Annotated in this window: 25 protein-coding genes; 5 read left to right on the top strand and 20 right to left on the bottom strand. The window is 67.0% G+C overall.

Annotation, left to right across the window (positions count from 1 at the left end):
- The first annotated feature begins 35 nt into the window (after positions 1–35).
- The 4 genes from ACSFBF_RS16520 (at position 36) to ACSFBF_RS16505 (ending at position 2981) form a co-directional block, all read left to right on the top strand.
- Positions 36–857, top strand: a complete 822-nt coding sequence (locus tag ACSFBF_RS16520) for a basic amino acid ABC transporter substrate-binding protein (RefSeq protein WP_435468717.1) — start codon at positions 36–38, stop codon at positions 855–857.
- Between the two features lie 11 nt (positions 858–868).
- Positions 869–1846, top strand: coding sequence for a transglutaminase family protein (locus ACSFBF_RS16515; RefSeq protein WP_435468715.1), 978 nt, complete (start codon positions 869–871; stop codon positions 1844–1846).
- Positions 1843–2301 (top strand): RidA family protein, encoded by a 459-nt coding sequence (locus ACSFBF_RS16510; protein ID WP_093080114.1) that lies wholly within the window; start codon positions 1843–1845, stop codon positions 2299–2301. The genes ACSFBF_RS16515 and ACSFBF_RS16510 overlap by 4 nt, the downstream gene beginning before the upstream one ends.
- Before the next feature lie 83 nt (positions 2302–2384).
- The gene (locus ACSFBF_RS16505) at positions 2385–2981 is read left to right on the top strand and encodes a nucleotidyltransferase family protein (protein WP_435468713.1); all 597 of its coding nucleotides are present in this window, start codon (positions 2385–2387) and stop codon (positions 2979–2981) included.
- Here the strand turns inward: ACSFBF_RS16505 and ACSFBF_RS16500 are convergent.
- From ACSFBF_RS16500 to ACSFBF_RS16445, 12 genes are all read right to left on the bottom strand, one after another.
- The gene (locus tag ACSFBF_RS16500; RefSeq protein ID WP_435468711.1) at positions 2953–3975 is read right to left on the bottom strand and encodes a hypothetical protein; all 1023 of its coding nucleotides are present in this window, start codon (positions 3973–3975) and stop codon (positions 2953–2955) included. The two genes, ACSFBF_RS16505 and ACSFBF_RS16500, sit on opposite strands and share 29 nt — an antisense overlap.
- Positions 3972–4886 carry a hypothetical protein gene (locus ACSFBF_RS16495; RefSeq protein WP_435468709.1) on the bottom strand — a complete coding sequence of 305 codons (915 nt, stop codon included), beginning with the start codon at positions 4884–4886 and terminating at the stop codon, positions 3972–3974. Before ACSFBF_RS16495 ends, ACSFBF_RS16500 begins: the two co-directional genes overlap by 4 nt.
- 126 nt (positions 4887–5012) lie before the next feature.
- Positions 5013–5927 carry a LysR family transcriptional regulator gene (locus ACSFBF_RS16490; RefSeq protein WP_435468707.1) on the bottom strand — a complete coding sequence of 305 codons (915 nt, stop codon included), beginning with the start codon at positions 5925–5927 and terminating at the stop codon, positions 5013–5015.
- Positions 5928–5954: 27 nt separating this feature from the next.
- Positions 5955–6278 carry a ferredoxin gene (fdxA, locus tag ACSFBF_RS16485; RefSeq protein WP_435468705.1) on the bottom strand — a complete coding sequence of 108 codons (324 nt, stop codon included), beginning with the start codon at positions 6276–6278 and terminating at the stop codon, positions 5955–5957.
- Positions 6279–6296: 18 nt separating this feature from the next.
- On the bottom strand, positions 6297–7073 hold the full coding sequence (locus ACSFBF_RS16480; protein ID WP_435468703.1) for an enoyl-CoA hydratase-related protein: 777 nt from the start codon (positions 7071–7073) through the stop codon (positions 6297–6299).
- A complete protein-coding gene (locus ACSFBF_RS16475) occupies positions 7070–8233 on the bottom strand; it encodes a CaiB/BaiF CoA transferase family protein (RefSeq protein ID WP_435468701.1) in 1164 nt (387 codons plus the stop codon). The genes ACSFBF_RS16480 and ACSFBF_RS16475 overlap by 4 nt, the downstream gene beginning before the upstream one ends.
- The gene (locus ACSFBF_RS16470) at positions 8230–9612 is read right to left on the bottom strand and encodes an FAD-dependent oxidoreductase (RefSeq protein WP_435468699.1); all 1383 of its coding nucleotides are present in this window, start codon (positions 9610–9612) and stop codon (positions 8230–8232) included. Before ACSFBF_RS16470 ends, ACSFBF_RS16475 begins: the two co-directional genes overlap by 4 nt.
- 52 nt (positions 9613–9664) lie before the next feature.
- The gene (locus tag ACSFBF_RS16465) at positions 9665–10513 is read right to left on the bottom strand and encodes an ABC transporter permease (protein ID WP_435468697.1); all 849 of its coding nucleotides are present in this window, start codon (positions 10511–10513) and stop codon (positions 9665–9667) included.
- A gap of 10 nt (positions 10514–10523) precedes the next feature.
- On the bottom strand, positions 10524–11306 hold the full coding sequence (locus ACSFBF_RS16460) for an ABC transporter ATP-binding protein (RefSeq protein WP_435468695.1): 783 nt from the start codon (positions 11304–11306) through the stop codon (positions 10524–10526).
- A gap of 4 nt (positions 11307–11310) precedes the next feature.
- Positions 11311–12342, bottom strand: coding sequence for an ABC transporter substrate-binding protein (locus ACSFBF_RS16455; protein ID WP_435468693.1), 1032 nt, complete (start codon positions 12340–12342; stop codon positions 11311–11313).
- A gap of 263 nt (positions 12343–12605) precedes the next feature.
- Positions 12606–13121: a hypothetical protein gene (locus ACSFBF_RS16450; RefSeq protein WP_435468691.1), complete on the bottom strand. Its 516-nt coding sequence runs from the start codon at positions 13119–13121 to the stop codon at positions 12606–12608.
- A gap of 83 nt (positions 13122–13204) precedes the next feature.
- Positions 13205–14770 (bottom strand): serine hydrolase domain-containing protein, encoded by a 1566-nt coding sequence (locus tag ACSFBF_RS16445; protein WP_435468689.1) that lies wholly within the window; start codon positions 14768–14770, stop codon positions 13205–13207.
- Positions 14771–14991: 221 nt separating this feature from the next.
- Here ACSFBF_RS16445 and ACSFBF_RS16440 point away from each other — a divergent pair, with 221 nt between their 5' ends.
- On the top strand, positions 14992–16728 hold the full coding sequence (locus ACSFBF_RS16440) for a GMC family oxidoreductase (RefSeq protein ID WP_435468687.1): 1737 nt from the start codon (positions 14992–14994) through the stop codon (positions 16726–16728).
- Here ACSFBF_RS16440 and ACSFBF_RS16435 read toward each other — a convergent pair.
- The 8 genes from ACSFBF_RS16435 to ACSFBF_RS16400 all read right to left on the bottom strand — a co-directional run bounded on the left by ACSFBF_RS16435 (position 16628) and on the right by ACSFBF_RS16400 (position 23474).
- On the bottom strand, positions 16628–17653 hold the full coding sequence (locus ACSFBF_RS16435) for a LacI family DNA-binding transcriptional regulator (protein WP_435468685.1): 1026 nt from the start codon (positions 17651–17653) through the stop codon (positions 16628–16630). The two genes, ACSFBF_RS16440 and ACSFBF_RS16435, sit on opposite strands and share 101 nt — an antisense overlap.
- A gap of 124 nt (positions 17654–17777) precedes the next feature.
- Positions 17778–18767 carry a 2-hydroxyacid dehydrogenase gene (locus ACSFBF_RS16430; RefSeq protein WP_435468683.1) on the bottom strand — a complete coding sequence of 330 codons (990 nt, stop codon included), beginning with the start codon at positions 18765–18767 and terminating at the stop codon, positions 17778–17780.
- Between the two features lie 5 nt (positions 18768–18772).
- Positions 18773–19726: a sugar kinase gene (locus ACSFBF_RS16425; protein WP_435468681.1), complete on the bottom strand. Its 954-nt coding sequence runs from the start codon at positions 19724–19726 to the stop codon at positions 18773–18775.
- 10 nt (positions 19727–19736) lie between these two features.
- A complete protein-coding gene (locus ACSFBF_RS16420) occupies positions 19737–20480 on the bottom strand; it encodes a sugar phosphate isomerase/epimerase family protein (RefSeq protein WP_435468679.1) in 744 nt (247 codons plus the stop codon).
- Positions 20481–21236 (bottom strand): amino acid ABC transporter ATP-binding protein, encoded by a 756-nt coding sequence (locus tag ACSFBF_RS16415; RefSeq protein ID WP_093050863.1) that lies wholly within the window; start codon positions 21234–21236, stop codon positions 20481–20483.
- Positions 21237–21265: 29 nt separating this feature from the next.
- Positions 21266–22063 carry a transporter substrate-binding domain-containing protein gene (locus ACSFBF_RS16410; protein WP_435468677.1) on the bottom strand — a complete coding sequence of 266 codons (798 nt, stop codon included), beginning with the start codon at positions 22061–22063 and terminating at the stop codon, positions 21266–21268.
- Positions 22064–22121: 58 nt separating this feature from the next.
- A complete protein-coding gene (locus ACSFBF_RS16405) occupies positions 22122–22775 on the bottom strand; it encodes an amino acid ABC transporter permease (protein ID WP_435468675.1) in 654 nt (217 codons plus the stop codon).
- A gap of 27 nt (positions 22776–22802) precedes the next feature.
- A complete protein-coding gene (locus ACSFBF_RS16400) occupies positions 22803–23474 on the bottom strand; it encodes an amino acid ABC transporter permease (RefSeq protein WP_093050872.1) in 672 nt (223 codons plus the stop codon).
- Positions 23475–23503: the final 29 nt, after the last annotated feature.

Here is a 23503-nt window from a genome sequence, read left to right as displayed (position 1 = left end):
TTCCCAGACAAAGACAGTTCCAAGGAGGCATTTCCATGTCAGGCATCGCCATCAACCGCCGCTTCGCACTCACCGCCGCCGGCATGCTCGCGGCGCTCGCCATTGCGGCCTGCGGCAAGCAGGAGCCTGCCGCGCCCGCCGCAGCCAGCGCACCGCCCCCACCGGCCGCCGCCCGCGTGCTCGTGGTCGGCACCGACGCCGCCTACACGCCCTTCGAATCGCAGAACGACAAGGGCGAGATCGTGGGCTTCGACATCGACGTGGTGAAAGCGGTCGCACAGAAAGCCGGCATCGAAGTGAAGTTCGTCAACACGCCGTGGGAAGGCATCTTCAACGCGCTCGACCAGGGCGACCGCGACCTGCTGGTGTCGGCCATCACCATCACCGACGAGCGCCGCCAGACGATGGACTTCTCGCAGTCGTATTTCGATGCCAGGCAACTTATCGCCGTGAAGAACGACTCACCCGTCACGAAGTTCGATGACATCAAGACCCTGAAGGTCGGCGTACAGAACGGCACCACGGGCGACGAGGTGGTGGGCAAGCTGCTGGGCAAGTCGAGCACCGCCATCAAGCGCTTCGAATCGACGCCGCTCGCGCTCAAGGAGCTGGAAGCTGGCGGCGTGCAGGCCGTAGTGGCCGACAACGGCGTGGTGGTGCACTACATCGCCAACAACACCGCGGGCGGCTTCAAGACGGTGAGCGACGCGGGCTTTCCGGTCGAGAAGTACGGCATTGCCGTGAAGAAGGGCAACGCCGAGCTGCTGGCCAAGATCAACCAAGGGCTGGAAGGCATCCGGGCCGACGGCACCTACGCGAAGATCTACGCTTCGCATTTCGGCGCCGAGTCGAAGTAGGCCCGCCCATCATGCTGCTCCACGTCACCCACGAAACGCGCTACGAGTACGCGCCGCCGGTCGAGACGGCGCAGCACCTCGCCCACCTGAGGCCGCTGGCCACCGATTCGCAGCGGCTCGTGAGCCACAAGCTCGCCATCGAGCCCGCGCCCGCGCAGCGCAGCGAGGTGGCCGACCTGTACGGCAACACGCGCGCCTTCTTCGCGCTGGAGGCCACGCACGACCGGCTCGTCGTCACGGCCGAGAGCGTGGTCGAAACCTCGGTGCCCGTGCTCTCGAGCGCCGTGGCGCGCGAGCTGCCCTGGGAGAGCGTGCGCGAGCGCTTCCGCTTCCGCAAGGACGCCACCTTCGACGCGGCCTCGGAGTTCGTCTTTCCCTCGCCCTACGTGCCGCGCCACGACGACTTCATGGCCTACGCCCGCGCCAGCTTCGTGCCCGGCCGCCCCACCTTCGACGTGGCGATGGATCTCACCGAGCGCATGTACGAAGACTTTGCGTACGACGCCGACAGCACCGAGATCAACACCCCCGCCGTCGAGGCCCTCGCGCAGCGCAAGGGCGTGTGCCAGGACTTCGCCCACATCATGATCGCGTGCTTCCGCACCATGGGCCTGCCCGCGCGCTACGTGAGCGGCTACCTGCTCACGCAACCGCCGCCCGGCCAGCCCCGGCTGGTGGGCGCCGACGCCTCGCACGCCTGGGTGTCGGTGTACCTGCCCGGAAAGAGCGAAGACGGAAACGACAGTCCCGAGGGCGTCGGCGGCTGGGCCGACTTCGACCCCACCAACGGCCGCCAGCCGGGCGAAGACTACGTCACGCTCGCCATCGGCCGCGACTACTCCGACGTGTCGCCGATGCGCGGCGTACTCCATGGCGGCGCAAGGCACACGCTGCGGGTCGGCGTGACCGTGCAGCCAGTGGGGGAAGTGATCGAGGGCCTGCCGCAAACACATACACAATCGCCTTCCCAAGACAAGGAGTCTCCATGAGCGTTTACGACAAACTTTCCAGCCTCGGCATCACCCTGCCCCCGGTCTCCGCCCCCGCGGCCGCCTATGTGCCCTTCGTGCAGACCGGCAACCTCGTGTTCCTCTCGGGCCATATCGCGAAGAAGGACGGCAAGGTCTGGGCCGGCCAACTCGGCGCCAACATCAGCACCGAAGAAGGCAAGCAGGCCGCACGCGCCATCGCCATCGACCTGCTCGGCACGCTGCACGCGGCCGTGGGCGACCTGAACAAGGTCAAGCGCATCGTCAAGGTGATGAGCCTGGTCAACTCGGTCGGCACCTTCACTGAACAGCATCTGGTGACCAACGGCGCGAGCGAGTTCTTCGCCGAAGTCTTCGGCCCCGAAAAGGGCGCGCATGCACGCAGCGCCTTCGGCGTGGCGCAGGTGCCGATGGGTGCTTGCGTGGAGATCGAGCTGATCGCTGAAGTCGGCTGATCACTTCTTCTTCCGCATTCCCGGAACTCGAGGCCTGACGGCTGTGTCGTCAGGCCTCTTTGCTTTGCAGCATCGTCGAACCCATGCCATTGACACCCGCCGGCCTCATCGCACACGCCACGCAAGACCCCGTCAACGCAGCGCTCCTTGAACGCCTGCCCGGCCTCGGGCTGCGCCAGGGCTTCCTGACGGCTGGCTGCATCTTCCAGGCGACATGGAACCGCCTCTCGGACAAACCGCCCGGCTGGGGCGTGAAGGACTACGACGTCTTCTATTTCGACGACACCGACCTGTCGTGGGACGCCGAAGACGCCGTGATCCAGCGCGTGCAGCGCGTGGTGGCCGACCTGGGCGTGAGCGTGGAGGTCAAGAACCAGGCGCGCGTCCATCTCTGGTACGAGCAGCGCTTCAAGTCGCCCTACCCGCGCCTCGGGTCCTCGCGCGACGGCATCGACCGCTACCTCATTGCCTGCACCCGCGTCGGCATCGACCTGGCCGATGGAACGCTCTATGCGCCCGACGGACTCGGCGATCTGGCAGCAGGCATCCTGCGCATGAACCCGCTGCTTCCGATGCGCGAGCTTTTTCTGAAGAAGGCGGCGGACTACCAAGCGCGATGGCCGTGGCTGCGGATCGTGCAGCCGGAAGCGGCTACTTGCGCTTCCAGCTCGACACAGTGATGAACACGCCGGTTTCCTTCGCATCGCGCAGGCGAATGCTGTAGCGCCCTGCCCCATCGGTGCCGTTGAACACGATCTCGCGGCCACCCTCTTCCACGCTCGCGCCCTTCGCCAGCTCGCGGTAGGTGTCGACCAAAGTGTCGAGCGCGGCATAGCTGCGCAGCGTCACTTCGGCATCGGGCAGGCGCGGCTCGTTGCGTTGCGACCGTTCGTATTCCGTGCGCATCGGCATGCCGGCCAGGCCCTTGGGCATCACGATCTTGCCGGCGCTTGCCGTGCCGTTCACTTCGGCCGTCTGCACCAGCAGGGGACGCAGCGAAGCCGGAAAGCCCGGCGGCAGTTGCTCGACGCGCCAACCGGGCACGTCCGGCTGGCCGGTGATGTATTCGACGCTCGCGATCTTCTGCGCGTCGGCCGCCTTCGCAGGGTCGTCGCTGTCGGCCATGGCCGCCAGGAACGGTGGCAGCGTCTTGCCCCACACGACCAGCGGCTCTGCTTGCGCCTGCTTCGCACCGGCGGGCTGGAAGATCGACAGCACGGTCTGCGGTGCGGGCTTGCACACCTTCGGCTTGTCGCCTGTCGGCGGCACGTTGCAGTGGCCGTTGACCAGCCCCAGTGCCACCAGCCGGCCTTCGGCGTCGAGCAGCATGGCGGCGCGCTCTTCGCCGTGGTCGCCACCGTTGACGGACGCGATGACCTTGCGGCCATCGGGCCAGACGGTGCGCGTGATGTCGTGCCTGGAGCGCATGCCTTCGAGCACCTGCTGCGCGATCAACGTATCGGCGTCGGTGTAGCTGCCGCGCGCGTAGCCGACCATGGCGATCACGGCGCTGCGGATGCGCGGCTGCTCGCTGAGGCGCAGCGGCGGCGCGGGCAATTCGGTGGTGACGGGCCCAGCCGACGATGCCGCGGGTTGCGCGCCCTGTGCATGCGCGCCCAAGGCGCAGGCGAACAGCAGCGACGCAAAGGTCCTGGGAAACGGCACATTCATCATTCCGAAATCTCCACTTCGATATTCGTGATCGCCAGCATGTCTTTCCCGTGCGTCACGCCGACGGAAAAGGCCACGCCCTTGCGGCTGCCCGCGACATAGCCGGAGCGCTCGTCCAGGCTCGACTCCATCTCTTCGAGCAGCGGCGACAGCTGCTTGTAGAAGGCCAGCACTTTTTCCATGCTGTCGGTGGTCTGCAGGCGCAGCACGCGTTTGGCCTTGGCGTCGCTCAGCGCGTCCTGTGCGGTGCGGTATATCTGCGACTTCGGGTACAGCGGCACGTCAGCGGAGAAGCTCTTCGGCCGCTCGACGGGGCGTGCGGCGGTGTGCGCGGCATCCAGCGTGGTGTATTCGGTCTTCGCAATCTTCTCGCCCTTGCCGAACTGCAGTTCTTCGGGCACCTGGCGGCTCCATGCAATCAGCGGCTGCGCCTTGGTGCGGTCGAAGCCGGGACGCAAGAAGACCGACAGCACCGCGTGCTGATCGTCCAGGCAACCGGTGGAGGCCGAACCCGTGCCGCACTGGCGATGCACGAGCGCCGCGGCCAGCACATTGCCGCTGCGGCTGTCGAGCAGCACAGCCGCGCGCTCACTGCCGCCATAAGGCCGCCGGTACGACGACACCAGCCGCTGGTCGCCGGGCAATGCCTGCTCCTTGCGATCATTGCGCGAGGACAACCCCTCGATCAGTTGTTCGGCAAGCAGGCCTTCAGGCCAGTAGTAAGAACCGGACGCCATGCCGGTGAGGCGGGTCACGGCAAGATCGAAAGCGGGGGCTTGAGTGGCTTCCTGCACGCGGTCGGTGTTCAGCGTCAGGACGGCATCGGCAGCGAAGGCAGGAGTCGCTGCGCCGAAGGTGTAGAGAAGAAGAGCCAGAAGAGTGGGAGGAGCGGAGCGAAGTCGAAAAAAAGGCATGCAGAGAGTTGAGATGAACGATGCGTTCGCCCGGGTTGTTCCGTGCGAGCGCGGGCCTGGATTCTAGAAGGCGCGCGCAACGCAAGACGTGCATCGTTTCATCGCGGGAGCCCCCCGCCTCCGCGCTCACACGGCCGCAGCCGCAATCTCCAGTTGCGTCAACCGCCGCGCCATGCGCCCGACAAAATTCTGCGTCACATGCGGCAGCACGCGCTGCGACGGCACCACGATGCCGACCTGCAACTGGTCGAGCGCAGGCAGCTCGAAGGGCCGCCAGATCAGGTCGCCGCGCTTCAGGTCTTCGATGAAGGCGATCTTCGAGAAGCACGAGATGCCCTTGCCGGCCCTGATCAGCCGCTTGAGCATGGGCGTCGAATTGCAGGTGGCGGCGGGCTCCATCTCGTCCCAGAACGCAGCGAACTCGGGCGATAGCGCGGCGCTGATGACCGGATGCGAGCTGGAACGCAGGAACGGATAGCGCGCGCATTCCTTCAACGACACGCTCGCGTGGTTCGCCAGCGGATGACCAGGCGGCATCACCACGCCGATGGGCAGGTTCGCCAACGCCACCGCAACCACGCCGCCGGGCAGCCGGCTCACGAAGGTCATGCCCACGTCGACCTGCCCCGACATCACCATCTGGGGAACGTCCATCGGCTGCACCGCGGTGATGGTGTACGTGACGGCCGGAAACACCTGCAGAAAATCTTCCACCGCCGAGGGCAGCAGTTCCTCGAAGAACGAATCCATCGCCGCCACCTTCACGTGGCCCGTGCGTTCGCCCTTGAGCGCATCGAGTTCGGTACGCATCACCTGGTACTGGTGCAGCGTTTCCTGCGCGTGCTTGAGCAGGCGCTCGCCCGCCGCGTTGAGCCGCAGACCGTTGGGCATGCGGTCGAACAGCTCGACGCCCAGTTCGTCCTCCAGCTTGTGGATCTGCCGGTTGACGGCGCTCGCGGCCACGTAGAGCCGCTCCGAGGCCTTGCGCACCGAGCCGCAGCTCGCGACTTCGATGAAGTATTTGAGGATGCTGGCGTGCATCAGCCGGCCCTCCCCCGCAGCGCCGGCCTACCCGGCCAGCATCGCGATGGCGGGATGGTCGCAGGCCACGGGCCCGGTGTCGGCCGCACCGCCGGGCGAGCCCAGCCCGCTGACATTCGCCGCGAAGAACTCGCGGTTGATGGCCGTGAAATGTGCCATTTCGGGCGGCAGCCGAAGGTCTTCGTAGATGGCCTGCGTGGGACAGGCAGAGACGCAAACGCCGCAGTCGATGCATTCATCCGGGTGAATGTACAGAGTGCGCGCGCCTTCGTAGATGCAATCGACTGGACAGCACTTGACGCAGGCGCCGTCCTTGACGTCGATGCAGGCACTGGTGATGACGTAGGCCATGGCATGAACGGCGGGCGCCTAGCGGCCCAGCCACTGCGGCTTGCGCTTCTGCTGAAAGGCCAGCACGCCTTCGTTCGCGTCTTCGGACTGCAGCGCCGCCACCAGCGCCGGCAGCCGCATGCGGTGCGCCTCAGCCGGCGAGAGCGTGCCGGTGCGGCGCACCACCTGCTTGATGGCCTTGAGCGACAGCGGCGCGCAGGCCAGCATCTGCTGCACCCAGCGGTTGACGGCCGTGTCGAGCTCGGCACGAGGCACCACCTCGTTGACGAGGCCCATCTCCAGCGCGCGCTGTGCCTTCACGCGCTGGCCGGTGAGCATCATGCCCATGGCCTGGCGGTATGGAATCTGCCGCTGCAGCAGCAGCATGCCGCCATCCAGCGGCAGGCGGCCCACCAGCGGCTCGGGCAGGCCGAAGCTGGCCTCCTCGCAGGCCACGACGATGTCGCAGCCCAGCACCATCTCGAAGCCGCCGCCCAATGCAAAGCCGTTGACGCGGGCGATCACGGGCACATCGAGCGTCTCGCGCAGCGCGATGCCGCCGAAGCCGCCAGGGCGTGCCGCGGCCCAGTATTCGACGCCCTTGAGGTTCGAGGTGTTCTTCAGGTCGGCGCCGGCACAGAACGAGCGCTCGCCCGCACCGGTGAGCACCACCGCACGGATGTCGTCGCGCGATTCGATCTCGGTCCAGATGCGCTGCAGCTCGGCCTCGGTCGGCAGATCGACCGCGTTGAGCACATCGGGGCGGTCGATGGTGACGGTGGCGACATGGTCGACCACTTCAAAGAGGACGCTCATGCGTCGGCCTCTTCGATCAATGCACGCGCCTCGGCCAGCACTTCGGCCGTGTGTTGCCCGAGCCGCGGCGGCTCGCGCCGCAGGCCGGCCTTGGCGCCCGACATCTGGATCGGGCTGGCGATGAATTTCAGCGGACGGCCCGACGACGAACCGGCTTCGAGAATCATCGCGTTGTGCAGCGTCTGCGGATCGACCAGCGCCTCGCGCATATCGCGCACCGGGGCCGAGAGCAGGTCCTGCTCTTCGAGCTTCGCCAGCCAATGGTCGCGCGTGTTGCTCGCAAAGCGCTCATGGAAGATCGCATGCAGCGCGGCCTTGTTCGTGAACTGCGCCGACAGCGTGGCATAGCGCGCGTCGAGAGACAGGTCGTCGAGCCCCAGCGCCGTGCAGATGTCGCGCAGCGGATTGGCCTTGAACGCGCCCACCAGCACCAGCGGCCCGGTCTGCGTGTCGAACACGCCAGAAAGCGGCATCGCGGCCCAGTTCACTTCGGAGTCTTCCATCATCACCATGGCCGCCTCTTGCATCTGCATCGCAAGCATGGAGTTGTAGAGCGACACCGAAATCTTCTGGCCCTCGCCCGTGCGCTCGCGCTGCAGCAGCGCCAGCAAAATGCCCTGCACCATGTGCATGCCGGCGGTGTAGTCGGCCAGCGCCGTCGGGTAGATCGACACCGGCACCGATGCGTCGGCGCGCCGCGCCATCACGCCGGTGAGCGCCTGCGCGAGCACGTCCTGCCCGCCCTTGTGCGCGTAGGGACCGGTCTCGCCGAAGCCCGTGCCCACCGCGTAGACGATGCGCGGGTTCAGCCGCCTGCAGTCTTCGTAGCCCAGCCCCAGCCGCTCCATCACGCCAGCGCGGAAGTTGTTGGTGACCACGTCTGCGCCGGCGATCAGGGCCTTCACCAGTTCCATCTGCGCCGCGTCGCGCAGGTCGATTTCCACGCTGCGCTTGTTGCGGTTGAGGCTGCAGAAGATCGGGTTGTCGTTGCCCGCCACTGGCGCAAAGGTCGAGCGGCTCAGGTCGCCCGCGCCCTTGCGCTCGATCTTGATCACGTCGGCGCCATGGTCGGCCAGCATCTGCGTGCAGACCGGGCCCATCATCACCTGCGTGAAGTCGATGATGCGGATGCCGTCCAGGGGCAGTGCACCGGTGCTCATGCAGCCTCCTTGGTGAAGGAACGTGCGATGGCGGGCACGTCGGCATTCGGCCCCTTCTGGTCGCCCGGGTCGGCGCCCTGCGCGCGCAGCGTCTTCTGCAGCTTCGCCACATCGACCTCACGCACCGACACGCCCGCATTCAGCGCCAATGCCGCCGCCGTGCCCGTGGCCTCGCCCATCGCCATGCAGGGCGGGATCTCGCGCGAGATCTTCTGCGCAGCGGAGGTGGCCGAGTAGTGCCGGCCCGCCACCAGCAGGTTCTCGACGCTGCGCGGCAGCAGCGTGCGGTACGGGTAGTAGTAGTCACGCCCGCGCGCCACGCTGTCGTCGAAGCGCGTGCGCTGGGCCACGTCTTCCTTGGTCATCACATACGCGCCTTCGAGCAGGCGTGTCTGGCGAATGCCGGTTTGCGGCGCCATGTCGATCAGCGTGCACTTCGAGAAGCCCGGCAGCTTCGCCCGCACGAAGTCGATCACCTTGTGGATGGTGGTGCGGCCCTGCACTTCGGCGCGCGTCAGGTCGCTCACCTTGAGGCCGTCGAGCCCCGGCATGTGCGGGCAGTTGCACCACACCACGCCCGGCAGCGGCGTCTTGAGCCACCAGGCTTCCCATGCACCGCCGAGCATGTGCTTGATCTCGCGGTCGAGTGCCTGCCAGGCCACGGGCTCCTCGCGCTCGAAGCGCTCGGCCTCTTCGGTGTCGACGCTGCCGAGGCGGAACACGGTCGTCACGATGTAGCTGCCGCTGATGTGCGGCGCGCCGGCCGAGGCCGCCACGTCGAGGTCACCGGTGGTGTCGATCACCACCTTGCCGAGGATCGCCTCGCGCCCGCCCTTGGTCTCGCACACCACGCCCTTGACCTTGCCGTCTTCCACCAGCGTGCGCGAAAACCACGAGTGCAGCCGCAGTTCGATGCCGGCCTGCTGCACCATTTCGAGCGAGGTGCGCTTCCATGCATCGGGATCGAAGGCGGCGGCGAAGCAGATGGGGTGCGGCTTCTCCTTGCTGTGAAAGTCATAGGTGCCCCAGCGCTTCCAGCGGCGCACCGAGTCGGGCAAGGTGCCCCAGTCTTGCTGGCGCGGGTACTCGGCCAGGCCCAGCGCCGACATGCGCTCGATCATTTCAAGGCAGATGCCGCGCACCGAAATTTCCTGCTGGTGGCTGTCCCACATGTCGTCCAGCACCAGCACCATGCCGCCCGAGGCCAGGCCGCCCAGGTGGTTGTAGCGCTCCAGCAGCGTCACGCTCGCGCCGTTGCGCGCGGCGGCCAGCGCCGCGGCTTGCCCCGCGGGGCCGCCACCGACCACCACCACGTCCGATTCGGCCGCCACGCGCACGTCGTGCGCGGGCTCTTGCATCCAGTCGCCAATACGGCTCATAGAACTATCTCCTGTTGAAATGTTTGGATGTGTGTGAAGTGCACCGGGCGCGTCAGTGCGTGCTTTCGGGTTGCCAGCGGATGACCCACTTTTCCGCCAGCGTCACCAGCAGGAAGAACAGCCCCGAGAGCGTGGCGCTCATGACGATCGCGGCGTAGAGCAGCGGCGAATCGAAGTTGAAAGTGGCCTGCAAGATCATGGCGCCGATGCCCACCATGGCGCCCACCCACTCGCCCACCACCGCCCCGATCACGCACATCGACGCGGCGATGCGCAAGGCCGAGAAGAGGTAAGGCAACGCATTGAGCAGCCGCAGGCGAAAGAAGATTTCGGTCTTGCTCGCCGACAGCACGCGCATCAGCTCCATCGCCTGCGGGTTGACCGACTCCAGCCCGCGCACCATGTTCACCAGCGTCGGAAAGAAGCACACCAGCGCGGCAATGGTGATCTTCGGCTCCATGCCGTTGCCCATGATGAGCACCAGCACCGGAGCCTTGGCCACCAACGGTACGGCGTTGAACATCAGCACCACCGGAAAGAAGATGTCCTGCAGCGTCTTGTTGTGCACGAAGATCGTCGCGACGGCGATGGCCGCGAGATTGCCCAGCACGAAGCCGCCAGCGGCCTCCATCGCGGTGGGCAGCAGGTTGTCGAGCAGCACGTCGCGCTTGGCGTAGAGCGTCTCCAGCACGGCCCAGGGCGTGGGCGCAATGAAGGGCTTGACGCCGAACGCGACGATCACGGCCCACCACAGCACGATGAGCCCGACGATGCCGAGCGCCGGAAGAATGCGGCGGCGCCAGATGCGCTTTTGCCGCGCGGCGGCCCATGCTAGGTATTCAGGGTCGGCTGGTGCGGCGAATGCGCCGGGCGCTGCGGAGTCGAGGGAACGGGTATTCATTGCATCGGCCTCAGCAGGTTTCCAGCACGCGCCGCAGATGGCTCGTGAGGCGGACGAACTCGGGGGTTTCGCGCATCTCCAGCGTGCGCTCGAGCGGCAACTCGACGGGCACGATCTCGCGCACGCGCCCCGGATTGGCGGCAAGCATCAGCACGCGCTGGCCCAGGAAGGCGGCCTCGTGGATGCTGTGGGTGACGAAGAGAATCGTCACGCCGGTCTCGCGCCACACGCGCAGGATCTCTTCGTTGAGCCGGTCGCGCGTGATCTCGTCGAGCGCCCCGAAGGGCTCGTCCATCAGCAGGATCTTCGGGTCGCTGGCCAGCGCGCGGGCAATCGATACGCGCTGCCGCTGGCCGCCCGACATCTCATGCGGGAAGGCGTTCAGCCGGTCCTTCAGCCCCACGAGTTCGAGCAGTTCCTGCGGCGAGCGGCGGCCCTTGCGGCCGGCGCCGCCGCCCACCTGCAGCGGCAGCTCGACGTTCTGCAGTGCCGTGCGCCAGGGCAGCAGCGCCGCATCCTGGAACACGAAGCCGATGTCGCGGTTCTTGCGCGCGGCCTGCGGCGTGGACGACAGCACCTCGATGCCGCCGCTGCTCGGCTGCAGCAGGTCGGCCACCACGCGCAGGAAGGTCGACTTGCCGCAGCCCGAGGGCCCGAGCAGAGTGAGGAACTCGCCCTGCGCCACGTCGAGGTCGAGGCTCTTGATGGCGGTGACGTCGCGGCGCTCGGTGAAGAAGCGCACGCCGATGCCGCGGCACGCGATGGCGGGGGGCGCGTTGAGAACGGCGGCCACGGCGTCAGCCCTTCATCGCCCGCGCGGTGGCGGTGGCCTTGAGCGCATCGAGCGTGATCACCTCTTCGACCTTCGGCGTGCGCGCGGTGAACTGGCCCAGTTCCGCATAGGTGGAGATCTGCTCCTGCCATACGGCCGGGTCCATCGCGCCCCAGCCCTGCGTCTGCGCGGCGCCGCCGAATGCGTATTCAAGCATCACGTCGACCGCGACGCGCTCGTCCTCCCGCTTGAGGTTCGGATATTCCTTGACCAGCATGTCCACCGCCTGGTCGCGGTTGGCGCGCACGTGGTGCCAGCCCTTGGCCGTGGCACGCAGGAAGGCCTCGATGACCTTGGGCTGCGTCTCCAGCGTCTTTGTCGACGCGTAGTAAGGCAGCGCGTAGAGGCGCACGCCCGCGTCCCATTGCGTGAGCGAGGCGATGTCGGGGCCCAGTACCTTGATGGCGGTGGTGTTGGTGAGCCAGCCCGTGACCACGTCGACCTGCCCCGTCAGCAGCGGCGACATGTCGGCGCCGATGGAGACCACCTTCACGTCCTTCTCGGCGATCTTGTTCTTCGCCAGCAACGCGCGCAGCAGGATGGCCGCGGTCGACGGAATACCCACGCGCTTGCCGACGAGGTCGGCCGGCTTGCGCACCGGATTCTTCGCAAGCGAGAAGTAGGTGTAGGGATGCTTCTGCGCTCCCACTGCAAAGCACTTGATCGGCAGACCCTGCGACACGGCCAGCATGATCGACGGACTCGACGACACCTGCCCCACCTCGTAGCGGCCCGAGGCGATGATGGCCACGCCATCGATGTTCGGCCCGCCCGGCTGGATCGCGAAGTCGATGCCCTCCTGCTCATAGAAGCCCATGCGCTTGGCGACCACCTCGCCGATCTGGTTGCCGCCGACGATCCAGCCCAGCTGCATGTTGATGCGCGCCTTGCCCTGCGCGAAGGCATCGACCGAGAGCAGGCCGCCGGCGGAGAGTCCGCCGGCGATAAGGGAGGTCTTGAGAAGACTTCGGCGACCGGGGTCCCGGAGATTGGCCATGGCGGATTCCTTTTCTTCGATGCGATGAGGTGAAGGCATTCGGCTGCGCGTGTGTGCCGGCCTGCGATGCAGCGAGGCATCCGGAGGGCCAGCGAGGCGAATGCTAGGAGTGAGGGGCGAGCGCACCAAGCACCGTTTTTCGCAACGGGCGAACTAAAAAATAGTTCTCCTTGCGCGCTCCCAATGACATTGCGGTGCATGCGCCGTTGCGGCGTGCACCATCTTCGGGAAAACGATAGCTCGCGCCGCGAGCGCAGGGGACGCTAGGCGTCTTGCCGAGTGGCGACGATCTGCGTCGCCTCACGCCGACGACGCACCACGGCGGTGGTCGGCCGCATCCGCCGCCCGCCCGGTGCCCTCGGGCGATTCCGCTGTGCCCCATTGACGAGGGGCAGTGGCTGCACCTTTTGCCGGTGCGCATCGAAGCGCGCCTCTTTCTGCTTCAGGTAGTGCATGAGCACATGCGAAACCATGTTGAGGCCGAAGGTGCCGAACGCAGCAGGAATGATGTAAAGCGCAATCGACAGTTCGGAAGAGAAGACGATGTCGTCAGCCAGCGAAGGCGTGGCCTGGACCTTGAGCGAGAGCGCGCGCAGCACGAAGATGTCGACGCCCGCGAGCACGATCAGCAGCAGGCCGAAGGCAAGCACTGCCTTCTTCGAGAACTCGCGCCGCACGAACAGCGTGACGAAGATCGCGGCCGGGCACACCAGCGAGCAAAGCACCAGCACCCAGAAGCGCACCTGCGTGAAAATCGTGGCGTCCGAAAGCATGTGCATGGTGGACATTGAGCCACGAACCGCGCCCGTCAATTTGTCCGGGAAGTGAAGCGCCGGTAAAAGCGCCTCTCAAAAAGTGAAGGCTAATTCTTCGCCCGCGTTCCGGTGAGCGTAGGCATTTCGGTTGCGCTGGAGTTCACATTGACGCTGCGGTCGAAGCGCATGTACGGCCCGGAGAACCGGCACTCCACGGTGTCGCGGAAGGCCGACTCGACGAAGGTCCACGTCATGACGAAGGTGCGCGCGTCGCGCCACTCGCCGCTGGCCACCACGCGCATCACATCGGGCTGGTACTCGTGGTGCAGCTTGTTGCCGGTGATGGTGGTGTCGCCCTCAAAGGGCTTGCGCAGGCCGACCTGCACCTTGTGCGTGCCACGGTCGTCTTCCATCGTGAAGACGCACGACTCCGCGGAAGAGAAGTCAAGCCGCATCGACTTGATCTTCTCCGGGTTCTCCGCGAAGTCGTAGCGCTGGCCCGACACGTTCGCGGCAACGGGCGAGCTGGTCGGCTTCACTGGCGGCAGCAGTTGCAGCGTGCGCGTGCGAGCCTTGAGCGCGGCGTAGTCCTTCTCGCTGGCCGCGGCAGTAGCGCCAAATGCCGCCGGAAAGTGCTTGTACAGGATGCCCGCGTTGAACCCCGCCTTGGGCGGCAGCGCCGAATTGAGCGCGAGCACCGCGTTCTGCTCGGGGAACACCACCGAGTACTGCCCGAACAGGCCGTCGGCGTTGTACGCACCGTGCTGGCCCAGCCACCACTGGTAGCCGTACCGGTCCTTGGTGTGCGGCGCGTGCACCGAATCGACCCAGGCCTTCGTGAGAATCTGCTTGCCGTTCCACTGCCCGTTCTGCGCATGCAGGATGCCGAGCTTGAGCGAGTCGACCGTCTTCCAGCTCAGGCCGTTGGCGCCTGGCGAAATGCCTTCGGGCCCAACGTCCCACTCGTAGCCGGTAATGCCCAGCGGATCGAAGAAGCGCGGTTTGAGATAGTCGGCCGTCGACTGCCCGGTGGTCTTCGTGACGATGGCCGACAGCATGTAGGTGGCCGCGCTGGTGTAGACGAACTTGCTGCCCGGCGTGTAGACCACGGGGATCTTGAAGAACTCGGCGATCCAGCTCGTGCGGATCGGCCGCCACACCGAGCCCGACACCATCGACTCGTGCCCGGTGCGCATGGTCAGCAAGTCGCGTACGGTCATGGCCGCGAGGTTGGCGCTGACCGTGGGTGGCAGGTGCTCGGGGAAGAAGGACACGATCTTGTCGTCGAGCCCGAATTTGCCGTCGGCGATGGCCATGCCTACCGCGCACACGGTCACGCTCTTGGTCAGCGAATGCGTCATGTGCCGGCGCTCGGGCTTGTAGGGGTCCCACCAGCCCTCGGCCACCACATGGCCGTTGCGCCACAGCATGAAGCCGTGCAGCTCGAACGCGCCGCGTTCGGCATCGTCGAGAAAAGCGAGGATCGACGCCGACGAAATGCCCTGCGCTTCGGGCCGGCTGCGCGGCAGGCCGTCGGCGAAAGCGGGAGTGGCGGCCCCGGTGGCCGCCCAGCCGATGCCGGGCAGCGAGGCCATGGCGGTGCCGCCGAGCGAAAGGCGCAGCAGGCCGCGGCGCGAGATGGCGGGGGTCGTTGTTGTTGTTGTCTCTTGCATGTTCTTGGCTTCCTTGTCTTTCGGTATGGACAGGTCACACCAGTTTCGTGCCGGCGGCTGTCATTCGCCTGTCTGCTTTGACAGGGGAAACCCGGAAAACCTGAGCGAAAGCTGACGGCTGCATACCTTCGACCAACGGGAAAACGCTAGGCGCGCGCCTGCGCGTAGTTCCTACAGTCGATTCCACTCGACAGGACGCGACAACAAAAGGAAGAAGCGCCATGGAATTCGACTACGTCATCGTGGGTGGCGGCTCCGGCGGTGCCACGCTGGCCTCCCGGCTGAGCGAAGACCCCGCCGTGAAGGTCTGCCTGGTCGAGGCCGGCGGCGACGGCCGCGGCATCCTGGTGCGGGCGCCTGCCGCCACGGTCGCGATGCTGCCGGGCCGCCCGCGCATCAACAACTACGCCTACCAGACCGTGCCGCAGCCCGGCCTGAACGGACGCCGTGGCTACCAGCCGCGCGGACGCTGCCTGGGCGGCTCCAGCGCGATCAACGCCATGCTCTACGTGCGCGGCCATCGCGACGACTACGACGACTGGGAGCGCGCGGGCTGCACCGGCTGGTCGTTCGACTCGGTGCTGCCCTACTTCAAACGCGCCGAGGGCAACCAGCGCGGCGCGAGCGCGCTGCACGGCGCCGACGGACCGCTGCAGGTCTCGGAGCAGCAGAGCCCGCGCCCCATTGCCGAAGACTTCGTGCGGGCCGCGGCGGAATGCGGCATTCCGCGCAACGACGACTTCAACGGTGCCGAACAGGAAGGCGCTGGCCTCTACCAGGTCACGCAGTTCCACGGTGGCGCGCGCAACGGCGAGCGCTGCTCGGCGGCTGCCGCCTATCTGCATCCGGTGATGAACGAGCGCCCCAACCTCACGGTGTTGACCGACACGCAGGCCCTGCGCGTGGTGCTCGAAGACCGGCGCGCGGTCGGCGTGGAGGTGCGGCGCAAAGACGGCAGCATCGAGACCCTTCACGCGCGGCGCGAGGTGGCGCTGTGCGGCGGCGCATTCAACTCGCCACAGCTGCTGATGCTCTCGGGCATTGGCGACCCGGTCGAGCTGGGCCGCCACGGCATCGCCGTGCAGCATGCGCTGCCGGGCGTCGGCCAGAACCTGCAGGACCACACCGACTTCATCCTCGCCTACACCTCGAAGCACACCGACCTGTTCGGCATCGGCGTGGTGGGCGGCCTGCACCTGGTGAAGGCCATCGCCGAGTGGCGCAAGAGCGGCAAGGGCATGATCGCGACGCCGTTCGCCGAAGGCGGCGCCTTCATCAAGTCATCGCCCGAGCTGCGGCGGCCCGACCTGCAGTTGCACTTCGTGATCGCGATCACCGACGACCATGCGCGCAAGCTGCACGCGGGCTTCGGCTTCTCGTGCCACGTGTGCGTGCTGCGCCCCAAGGGCCGCGGCGACGTGCGCCTGAACGATGCCAGCCCGGGCTCGGCGCCGCGCATCGACCCGCGCTTTCTGTCAGACCCGGAAGACGTGGCCCTGCTGCTGCAGGGCGTGAAGAAGATGCGCGAGATCCTGCACGCGCCGGCGCTCGAAAAGTACCGCCACCGCGAGCTCTACACGGCCGACGCGCACACCGACGAAGAACTCATTCAGCACATTCGCGCGCGCGCCGACACCATCTATCACCCCGTGGGCACCTGCAAGATGGGCACGGATGCGATGGCAGTGGTTGACGCGAAGCTGCGCGTGCACGGCATCGAGAATCTGCGCGTGGTCGATGCCTCGATCATGCCGACGCTGATCGGCGGCAACACCAACGCGCCGACGATCATGATTGCCGAGCGCGCGGCCGACTGGATGCGCGGGCCGGTCACTTTCGACCGCGCGCAGCAGGACGCTAGAGCGCCTGCGACGAGCCTCGCACCACCAGCTCTCCAGGCAGCAGCAACTGGCGCGGCGCCGCATCCAGCCCACGCAGCCGCTCGATCAGGCAGGTAGCGGCCGTGCGGCCGATGGCGTCGGTGGGCTGGGCCACGGTGCTCAGGCCCGGCCCGATGAGCGAGGCCCATTCGGGATCGTCGAAGCCTACAAAGCCGAGGTCGGCACCAAACTGCCAGCCCAGCCGCGCCATCGCCTGCGCAATGCGCAGCGTGACCACGGCATTGCCCGCGACCACGGCGGCGCGGCGGCCGCGTTTGGCGCGCTGGCGCAGGGCACGCAGGGCCTCGTCGAGCGCATCGCTCTCGCCCTCGACGCACTCGAACACCTCGCCCGCCACGCGCGGCTCGTGCGCGACCACGCAGGCGCCGAAGGCGGCCGTACGTTCGCGCCGCGAGCTCACGCCCTTCTGCGGCTCTGTGACGTAGAGCAGTTCGCGATACCCGCCTTCGACCAGATGGCCGCAGGTGGCCTGCATCGCGGCGTGGTTGTCCAGCGAGACGAAGTCGGTGTGCATGCCGGCGTGGCGCCGGTCGACCAGCACTGCCGGCTTGCCGTGCAGCGTGACCGCATCGACCACGTTGCTGCCGCGGCCCAGCGTGTTGAGGATGAAGCCGTCGACCTGGTAGCCCGCCAGCGCGTCGATGGCTTCGCGCTCGCGTTCGCTCTCGTTGCCGAGGTTGAACAGCATCACGAGGTAGCCGGCGTCCTGGCAGGCCTTCTCGGCGCCGCGCAGCACCGCCACGGAATACGGGTTGGTGATGTCGGCCACGATCAGTCCGATGAGCCGCGAGCGGCCATGGCTCAGGGCCTGCGCCATCGGGCTGGGCGAATAGGCCAGCGCCGCGATGGCGACTTCGACACGCGCGGCGATGTCGGGGCTCAGCAGCCGCTCGCGGTGGTTGAGGAAGCGCGAGACGGTGGCCTTGGAGACGCCGGCGGCCTCGGCGACGTCGGCGATGGTGGCGCGGCCCGTGGGCTTCATGTCTTTGCTCCTTCCCCCTTTGGGGGAAGGTCGGGATGGGGGCAGGCAGAGCGCCCAACGGATGCGCCGCTTGCCCCCACCCCTGCCCTCCCCCAGCGGGGGAGGGAGAAAGACCGGCTCGTGCTCATGCTGCTGCCGTGTCGTACGGCGCAGTCGGCTTCTCGCCGGCCAGCACCTGCAGCAGGTTCGTCGTGGCGAGTTCGGCCATCGCGTGTCGCGTCTCGTGCGTGGCCGAGCCGATGTGCGGCAGCGGCGTCACACGCGGGTGCGTGCGCAATGGCGAATCGGCCGGCAGCGGCTCCTTCGCGAACACGTCGAGGCCGGCGGCGCGCGGCGTGCCGTGGTCGAGTGCGTAGAGCAGCGCGTCTTCGTTCACCGTGGCGCCACGGCCACCGTTGATGAAGGCTGCACCGGGCTTCATGCGCGCGAAGAAGGCGGCGTCGATCATGCCGCGCGTCGCGTCGGTCAGCGGCAGCATCGCGAGCACGATGTCGGCGCGCGCGAGCAGGTCGTCGAGCGGCGTGTGCGTGGCGCGACCCTGCAGCTCGGGCGCCTGTGTGGCCAGGTCGACCGGGCGACGTGCGTGATACAGCACCGGCATGCCGAAGCCCAGCGCACCACGGCGCGCCACGGCCTGCCCGATGCGGCCGAAGCCGAGGATGCCCAGCGTCTTGCCATGCACGTCGGTGCCGAAGAGTTCTTCACCGATGTTCTTCGTCCAGCGGCCTTCGCGCACGAGCGTCGAAAGTTCGACCACCCGGCGCTGCGTGGCCATGAGGATCGCGAACACCGTGTCGGCCACCGTTTCGGTGAGCACATCAGGCGTGTGGCACAGCACGATGCCGCGCTTGTGCAGCTCGGCCAGCGGGTAGTTGTCGACGCCGACCGACACGCTCGAAATCACCTCAAGCTGCGGCGCCCCGTCGAGCAGCGCGGCATCGACCGGGTGGCTCGATCCGATCAGCCCGTGCGCGCTGCGCAGCGCGGCGGCAAAGGCCTCCGGCTCCTTGCGTGGGTCAGCCACGACCACATGGTGCACGGCCTGCAGGCGCGCCAACTGGTCTTCGGGCAGCGGCCGGAAGACCAGCACGTTCTTCTTCGACACATTCGTCATGGTGTTCAGAGCCCCGCTTCTTCGAGTTGCGCCCGCGTCGGAAGGCCTTCGGTGTCGCCCAGCACCTGCACGGCACGCGCGCCGATCCATGCGCCGCGACGCACGGCCTCGGGCACGCTCTTGCCTTCGAGCAGCGCGCTCACTACGCCGGCCGCGAAGCCGTCGCCCGCGCCCACGGTGTCGATCACTTCCTTCACCGGAAAGCCGTCGACGCGACCGGTGCCGGCCACGTCGCTGTCGTAGTAGGCGCCCTCGGCGCCGAGCTTGACGACCACCAGCTTCGCGCCGCGTTCGCGATAGAACTTCGCCACGTCCTCGGGCTTGTCGTGGCCGGTGAGCAGCAAGCCCTCTTCGATGCCGGGCAGCACCCAGTCGGCGCGCGAGGCGAGTTCGTTGATCCAGTGGCGCATGGTCTCGGTGGACGACCACAGCGTCGGGCGCAGGTTGGTGTCGAACGAGATGGTGCGGCCGGCGGCGCGCATCACGTCCATGGTCTTGAGAGCGGCCTGCAGGCTGGTGTCGGAGATGGCGGCAAACACGCCGGTGGCGTGCAGGTGGCGCGCCGAGCGCAACCAGGCTTCGTCGACGTCGGCCGGGCCCATCTGGCTCGCGGCCGAGCCCTTGCGGTGGTATTCGATCGGCGGGTCGCTACCGTCGGTGACACGGCCCTTGAACTGGAAGCCGGTGCGCTGCGTAGCGTCGGTGATCACATGCGAGCAGTCGATGCCTTCGGCGCGCATCGCGGCCAGCAGCGCGCGGCCCATCGAGTCGGTGCCGAGCCGGCTGGCCCAGCCCACCTTGAGGCCCAGGCGCGAGAGGCCGATGGCCACGTTGGTCTCGGCGCCGGCGGTGCGCTTGTGAAACGCCTCTGCGTTTTCCAGCGGGCCGGGCCGGTCGGCCACGAGCAGCAGCATGGCTTCGCCGAAGAGTGCGACGTCGAAGGCGGTTGGTTCTGTCATGTGTTTGTTCCTACGCCCGCGCGGCGCGGATGAAATCGATCTGCGCGCGGGTGACGGCCAGCAGGTCGTCGCCCACGAGCGGGTATTCGATGGCGTGCGGCACGTCGGCCGGCAGCGCGCGCAGCACCGAGCGCCACGGCGCGACCGAGTCGCCCAGCGGCACCGCCACCCATTTGTGCGGCAGGCGCTGCGCGCCCTTGCAATGCACGTAGCGCACGCGGTGGCCGAGCGCCTGCGCAGCCTGCAACGGGCACTCGCCGAGCCAGTGCCAGTTGCCCATGTCGAAGGTCATGCCGAGCGACACGCCGGCACGGTCGGCCACGTCGAAGAAGGTCTGCAGCGCGGGCAGCGTGCCGGCGCGCACGGTCTGGTCGTTCTCGATGAGCAGTTCGACGCGGGTTTCGGCAAGCTCCACCTTCAGGCCCCAGAGCGAGCCGTGCGATGAAGCCTGGAAGTCGCCGATGGACATCTTCAGCCGCTTCGCGCCCACGCGCGTGGCGGCGGCGATGCCGCGCTTGAGCGCGGCGCTGTCGAGCCAGCCACCCTGCGCCCACAGGCCCTCGGGGCTGGAATACACGGAGGCGAGTCCGTTCAATGCGGGCAGCTCGGCATCTGCGTCGCGCAGCAGTTCGCCGCGCACTTCGACCGAATCGGCACCTGCCGCGCGTGCCAGCTGCGAACACCAGAGCTGGCCATGCCGCCCCACCTCGGCCGCGCCGAAGGACGACAGAGAAATCAGAACGGAGAAGGACATTCAGTGGGCTTGGTGGGAGCTGAGAATCTGGCCGAGGAACTGGCGCGTGCGCTCGTCCTTCGGGTTGCCGAAGAATTCTTCGGGCGGCGCCTGCTCGACGATCTTGCCTTCGGCCATGAAGATCACTCGGTCGGCCACGCTGCGGGCAAAGCCCATCTCGTGCGTCACGCACAGCATGGTCATGCCGTCTTCGGCCAGGCCGATCATGGTGTCGAGCACTTCCTTGACCATCTCGGGGTCGAGCGCCGAGGTGGGCTCGTCGAACAGCATGATCTTGGGCGTCATGCACAGTGCGCGCGCAATCGCCACGCGCTGCTGCTGGCCGCCCGAGAGCTGGCTCGGGTACTTGCCGGCCTGCTCCGGAATGCGCACGCGCGTGAGGTACTTCATCGCCACCTCTTCCGCCTGCGCCTTCGTCATGCCGCGCGAACGCATCGGCGCGAGCGTGCAGTTCTCGAGGATGGTGAGGTGCGGGAACAGGTTGAACTGCTGGAACACCATGCCGACCTCGGCACGCACCGCGTCGATGTTCTTGCCACCCGCAGTAAGGTCGATGCCGTCGACCACGATGCGCCCCTTCTGCACCGTCTCGAGCCGGTTGATGCAGCGGATGAGCGTGGACTTGCCCGAGCCCGAAGGCCCGCAGATCACGATGCGCTCGCCCTGGCGCACCGACAGGTCGATGCCGGTCAACACCTGGAATTCACCGTACCACTTGTTGACCGCTTCCATGCGGATGATCGATTCCGTCGTCATGCCAGGATTCCTTCAGCCTCGGGGGTTGCTTATTGCATCTTGGGCAGGTCGGCCTGCAGCCACTTCTGGTAGAGCTTGTTGAGCTCGCCGTTGGCGGTGTTCTTCTGCACGAACTCGTTCACCGCCTTGTGCAGCTCTTCCTGGCCCGGACGCATCGCGATGCCCATCGACTGCTGCACGAGCGTGAACTTGTTTTCGAAGGTGTTGGCGGGCACGCGCTTGGCGATCTGCGCCGCCACGGTCACCGAGCAGCCGATGGCATCGACCTGGCCCGAGATCAGCGCCTGCATGGCCGAGGCGTCGTCGTCGAAGCGGCGGATTTCGGTGCCTTCCGGTGCGGCCTTGGTCACGGCCACGTCTTGCGTCGATGCGCGGGCCACGCCCACGCGCAGGCCCTTCAGGTCGGCTGCCGCCTTGATAGGGGCCTTGGTCGCGCCGTACAGCACGATGGTGGCGGCCGCATAGGGCTGCGAGAACTGCACCTGCTTCGCGCGCTCGGGCGTCACGGCCAGCGAAGCCACCAGCAGGTCGACCTTGTTGGTCAGCAGGAAGGGAATGCGGTTCGGGCCAGTCACCGGCACGATGTTGGCCTTGACGCCCCAGTCCTTGGCCAGCAGCTTGGCCACGTCGGCGTCGTAGCCGTCGGGCTGGTTCTTCGCGTCGGTGGTGCCGTAGGGCGGGAAGTCGACCAGCATGCCGATGGTGATCTCGCCCTTCTTCTTGATGTCGGCCACGGTCTGTGCCGAGGCGAAGGGTGCGAACACGGTGAGGGCGGCGCCGAGGCCGAGGGCTGCAAGCGCTGTGCGGCGGGAGGTGATGACGGTCATTGGATGTGTCTCCTGAATAAAGGAAGGAAGCGACGAGAGAGAAAGAAAACGGAAAGGGTCAGCGCGCGAGCGCCCGGGCGCGGCGGCGTTCCATGCGCCCAGCCAGCAATGAAAGCGGCCAGCAGATCGCAAAGTAGATGGCTGCCACCACCGAGAACACGATGAGCGGCTGAAAGGTCGCGTTGTTGACGATCTGCCCCGCACGCGTCACCTCGACAAAACCGATGATGGCCGCGAGCGAGGTGCCCTTGATGATCTGCACCACGTAGCCCACCGTGGGCGCCAGCGCGATCTTGAAGGCCTGCGGCAGCACCACGTCGCGCATGCGCGAGCTGTACTTCAGGCTCAGCGCCTCGGCTGCTTCCCACTGTCCGCGCGGAATGGCCTCGATGCAGCCGCGCCAGATTTCGCCGAGGAAGGCCGCACTGTTCAGGATGAGAGCGACACCGGCGGCAACCCACGGATTGATGTCCAGCCCCAGCACCGGCGCGCCGAAGAACACCAGGAACAGCTGCAGCAGCAGCGGCGTGCCCTGGAAGATCTGGATGAAGGTGGTCGATACGGCCCGCGCCCACGTCGATTCGGACGTGCGCATCAGCGCGATGATGAGCCCCAGGATCGCGCCGCCCACGAAGGCGATGGCCGATAGCGCGAGCGTCCACTTGGCCGCTTCGAGGATGAAAAGGAATTCGGGAAAACCGAAGGTGCGCATGTTGTTGTCTCCGTCCGTCGTCTGGGTTTACCGGCGGTCCGGGTAGTTGAGCGTGCGCTTGTAGATCAGCTTGAACATGGCCGAGAAGGCCAGCGCCAGCGCGAGATAGATGGCGGCGACCACGATGTAGATCTCGAAGCTGCGGAAGGTCTGCGACTGCAGGTTGGCGGCCACCGAAGTCAGGTCGTCGGCCGAGATGACCGACACCACGGCCGAGCTCAGCATCAGCAGGATGAACTGGCTCGTGAGCGCCGGGTAGATGGCCTTCAGCGCGGGCTTGATGATGACGAAGCGGAAGATTTCCCAGGGCTTGAGGTTCAGCGCCCTGCCCGCCTCGATCTGCCCCTTGGGAATCGACTCGATGCCCGCGCGGATGATTTCCGTGGCGTAGGCGCCCAGGTTCACCACCATGGCCACCAGCGCGGCCGTCTGCGGCGACCAGCGCAGCCCGATGGCCGGCAGCGCGAAGAAGAAAAAGAACAGCTGCACGAGGAACGGCGTGTTGCGGATCACCTCGATGTAGGCATTGACCAGAAAGCGCAGCCAGCCCGGCCCCGAGGTCTTGCCCCAGGCACAGAAGATGGCCACCACCAGGCCCAGCACCGTGGCAATGAGCGAGAGCTGGACCGTGATCCACGTGCCCTTGAGCAGCAGCGGCCAGGCGGCAAAGACGGCGTCGAATTGAAACTGGTAGTTCATGGTGGGCGGACCCGAATGCGCGCCGGGTG

Source organism: Variovorax nivicola (genome assembly GCF_051216475.1).
GTDB lineage: Bacteria > Pseudomonadota > Gammaproteobacteria > Burkholderiales > Burkholderiaceae_C > Variovorax.
The sequence above is the reverse complement of the archived record's forward strand: the minus strand, read 5'-3'. Positions and strand labels throughout refer to the sequence as shown.

What these genes read in the sequence shown, in the direction of transcription:
- ACSFBF_RS16515 (WP_435468715.1), top strand. Translation starts at nt 869, where the DNA reads ATGCTGCTCCACGTCACCCACGAAACGCGCTACGAGTACGCGCCGCCG.
- ACSFBF_RS16450 (WP_435468691.1), bottom strand. Translation starts at nt 13,121, where the DNA reads ATGCACATGCTTTCGGACGCCACGATTTTCACGCAGGTGCGCTTCTGG.
- ACSFBF_RS16420 (WP_435468679.1), bottom strand. Translation starts at nt 20,480, where the DNA reads ATGTCCTTCTCCGTTCTGATTTCTCTGTCGTCCTTCGGCGCGGCCGAG.
- ACSFBF_RS16435 (WP_435468685.1), bottom strand. Translation starts at nt 17,653, where the DNA reads ATGAAGCCCACGGGCCGCGCCACCATCGCCGACGTCGCCGAGGCCGCC.
- ACSFBF_RS16455 (WP_435468693.1), bottom strand. Translation starts at nt 12,342, where the DNA reads ATGGCCAATCTCCGGGACCCCGGTCGCCGAAGTCTTCTCAAGACCTCC.
- ACSFBF_RS16510 (WP_093080114.1), top strand. Translation starts at nt 1,843, where the DNA reads ATGAGCGTTTACGACAAACTTTCCAGCCTCGGCATCACCCTGCCCCCG.
- ACSFBF_RS16430 (WP_435468683.1), bottom strand. Translation starts at nt 18,767, where the DNA reads ATGACGAATGTGTCGAAGAAGAACGTGCTGGTCTTCCGGCCGCTGCCC.
- ACSFBF_RS16490 (WP_435468707.1), bottom strand. Translation starts at nt 5,927, where the DNA reads ATGCACGCCAGCATCCTCAAATACTTCATCGAAGTCGCGAGCTGCGGC.
- ACSFBF_RS16495 (WP_435468709.1), bottom strand. Translation starts at nt 4,886, where the DNA reads ATGCCTTTTTTTCGACTTCGCTCCGCTCCTCCCACTCTTCTGGCTCTT.
- ACSFBF_RS16415 (WP_093050863.1), bottom strand. Translation starts at nt 21,236, where the DNA reads ATGACGACGGAATCGATCATCCGCATGGAAGCGGTCAACAAGTGGTAC.
- ACSFBF_RS16410 (WP_435468677.1), bottom strand. Translation starts at nt 22,063, where the DNA reads ATGACCGTCATCACCTCCCGCCGCACAGCGCTTGCAGCCCTCGGCCTC.
- fdxA (WP_435468705.1), bottom strand. Translation starts at nt 6,278, where the DNA reads ATGGCCTACGTCATCACCAGTGCCTGCATCGACGTCAAGGACGGCGCC.
- ACSFBF_RS16425 (WP_435468681.1), bottom strand. Translation starts at nt 19,726, where the DNA reads ATGACAGAACCAACCGCCTTCGACGTCGCACTCTTCGGCGAAGCCATG.
- ACSFBF_RS16440 (WP_435468687.1), top strand. Translation starts at nt 14,992, where the DNA reads ATGGAATTCGACTACGTCATCGTGGGTGGCGGCTCCGGCGGTGCCACG.
- ACSFBF_RS16465 (WP_435468697.1), bottom strand. Translation starts at nt 10,513, where the DNA reads ATGAATACCCGTTCCCTCGACTCCGCAGCGCCCGGCGCATTCGCCGCA.
- ACSFBF_RS16470 (WP_435468699.1), bottom strand. Translation starts at nt 9,612, where the DNA reads ATGAGCCGTATTGGCGACTGGATGCAAGAGCCCGCGCACGACGTGCGC.
- ACSFBF_RS16520 (WP_435468717.1), top strand. Translation starts at nt 36, where the DNA reads ATGTCAGGCATCGCCATCAACCGCCGCTTCGCACTCACCGCCGCCGGC.
- ACSFBF_RS16405 (WP_435468675.1), bottom strand. Translation starts at nt 22,775, where the DNA reads ATGCGCACCTTCGGTTTTCCCGAATTCCTTTTCATCCTCGAAGCGGCC.
- ACSFBF_RS16445 (WP_435468689.1), bottom strand. Translation starts at nt 14,770, where the DNA reads ATGCAAGAGACAACAACAACAACGACCCCCGCCATCTCGCGCCGCGGC.
- ACSFBF_RS16500 (WP_435468711.1), bottom strand. Translation starts at nt 3,975, where the DNA reads ATGATGAATGTGCCGTTTCCCAGGACCTTTGCGTCGCTGCTGTTCGCC.
- ACSFBF_RS16475 (WP_435468701.1), bottom strand. Translation starts at nt 8,233, where the DNA reads ATGAGCACCGGTGCACTGCCCCTGGACGGCATCCGCATCATCGACTTC.
- ACSFBF_RS16505 (WP_435468713.1), top strand. Translation starts at nt 2,385, where the DNA reads ATGCCATTGACACCCGCCGGCCTCATCGCACACGCCACGCAAGACCCC.
- ACSFBF_RS16480 (WP_435468703.1), bottom strand. Translation starts at nt 7,073, where the DNA reads ATGAGCGTCCTCTTTGAAGTGGTCGACCATGTCGCCACCGTCACCATC.
- ACSFBF_RS16400 (WP_093050872.1), bottom strand. Translation starts at nt 23,474, where the DNA reads ATGAACTACCAGTTTCAATTCGACGCCGTCTTTGCCGCCTGGCCGCTG.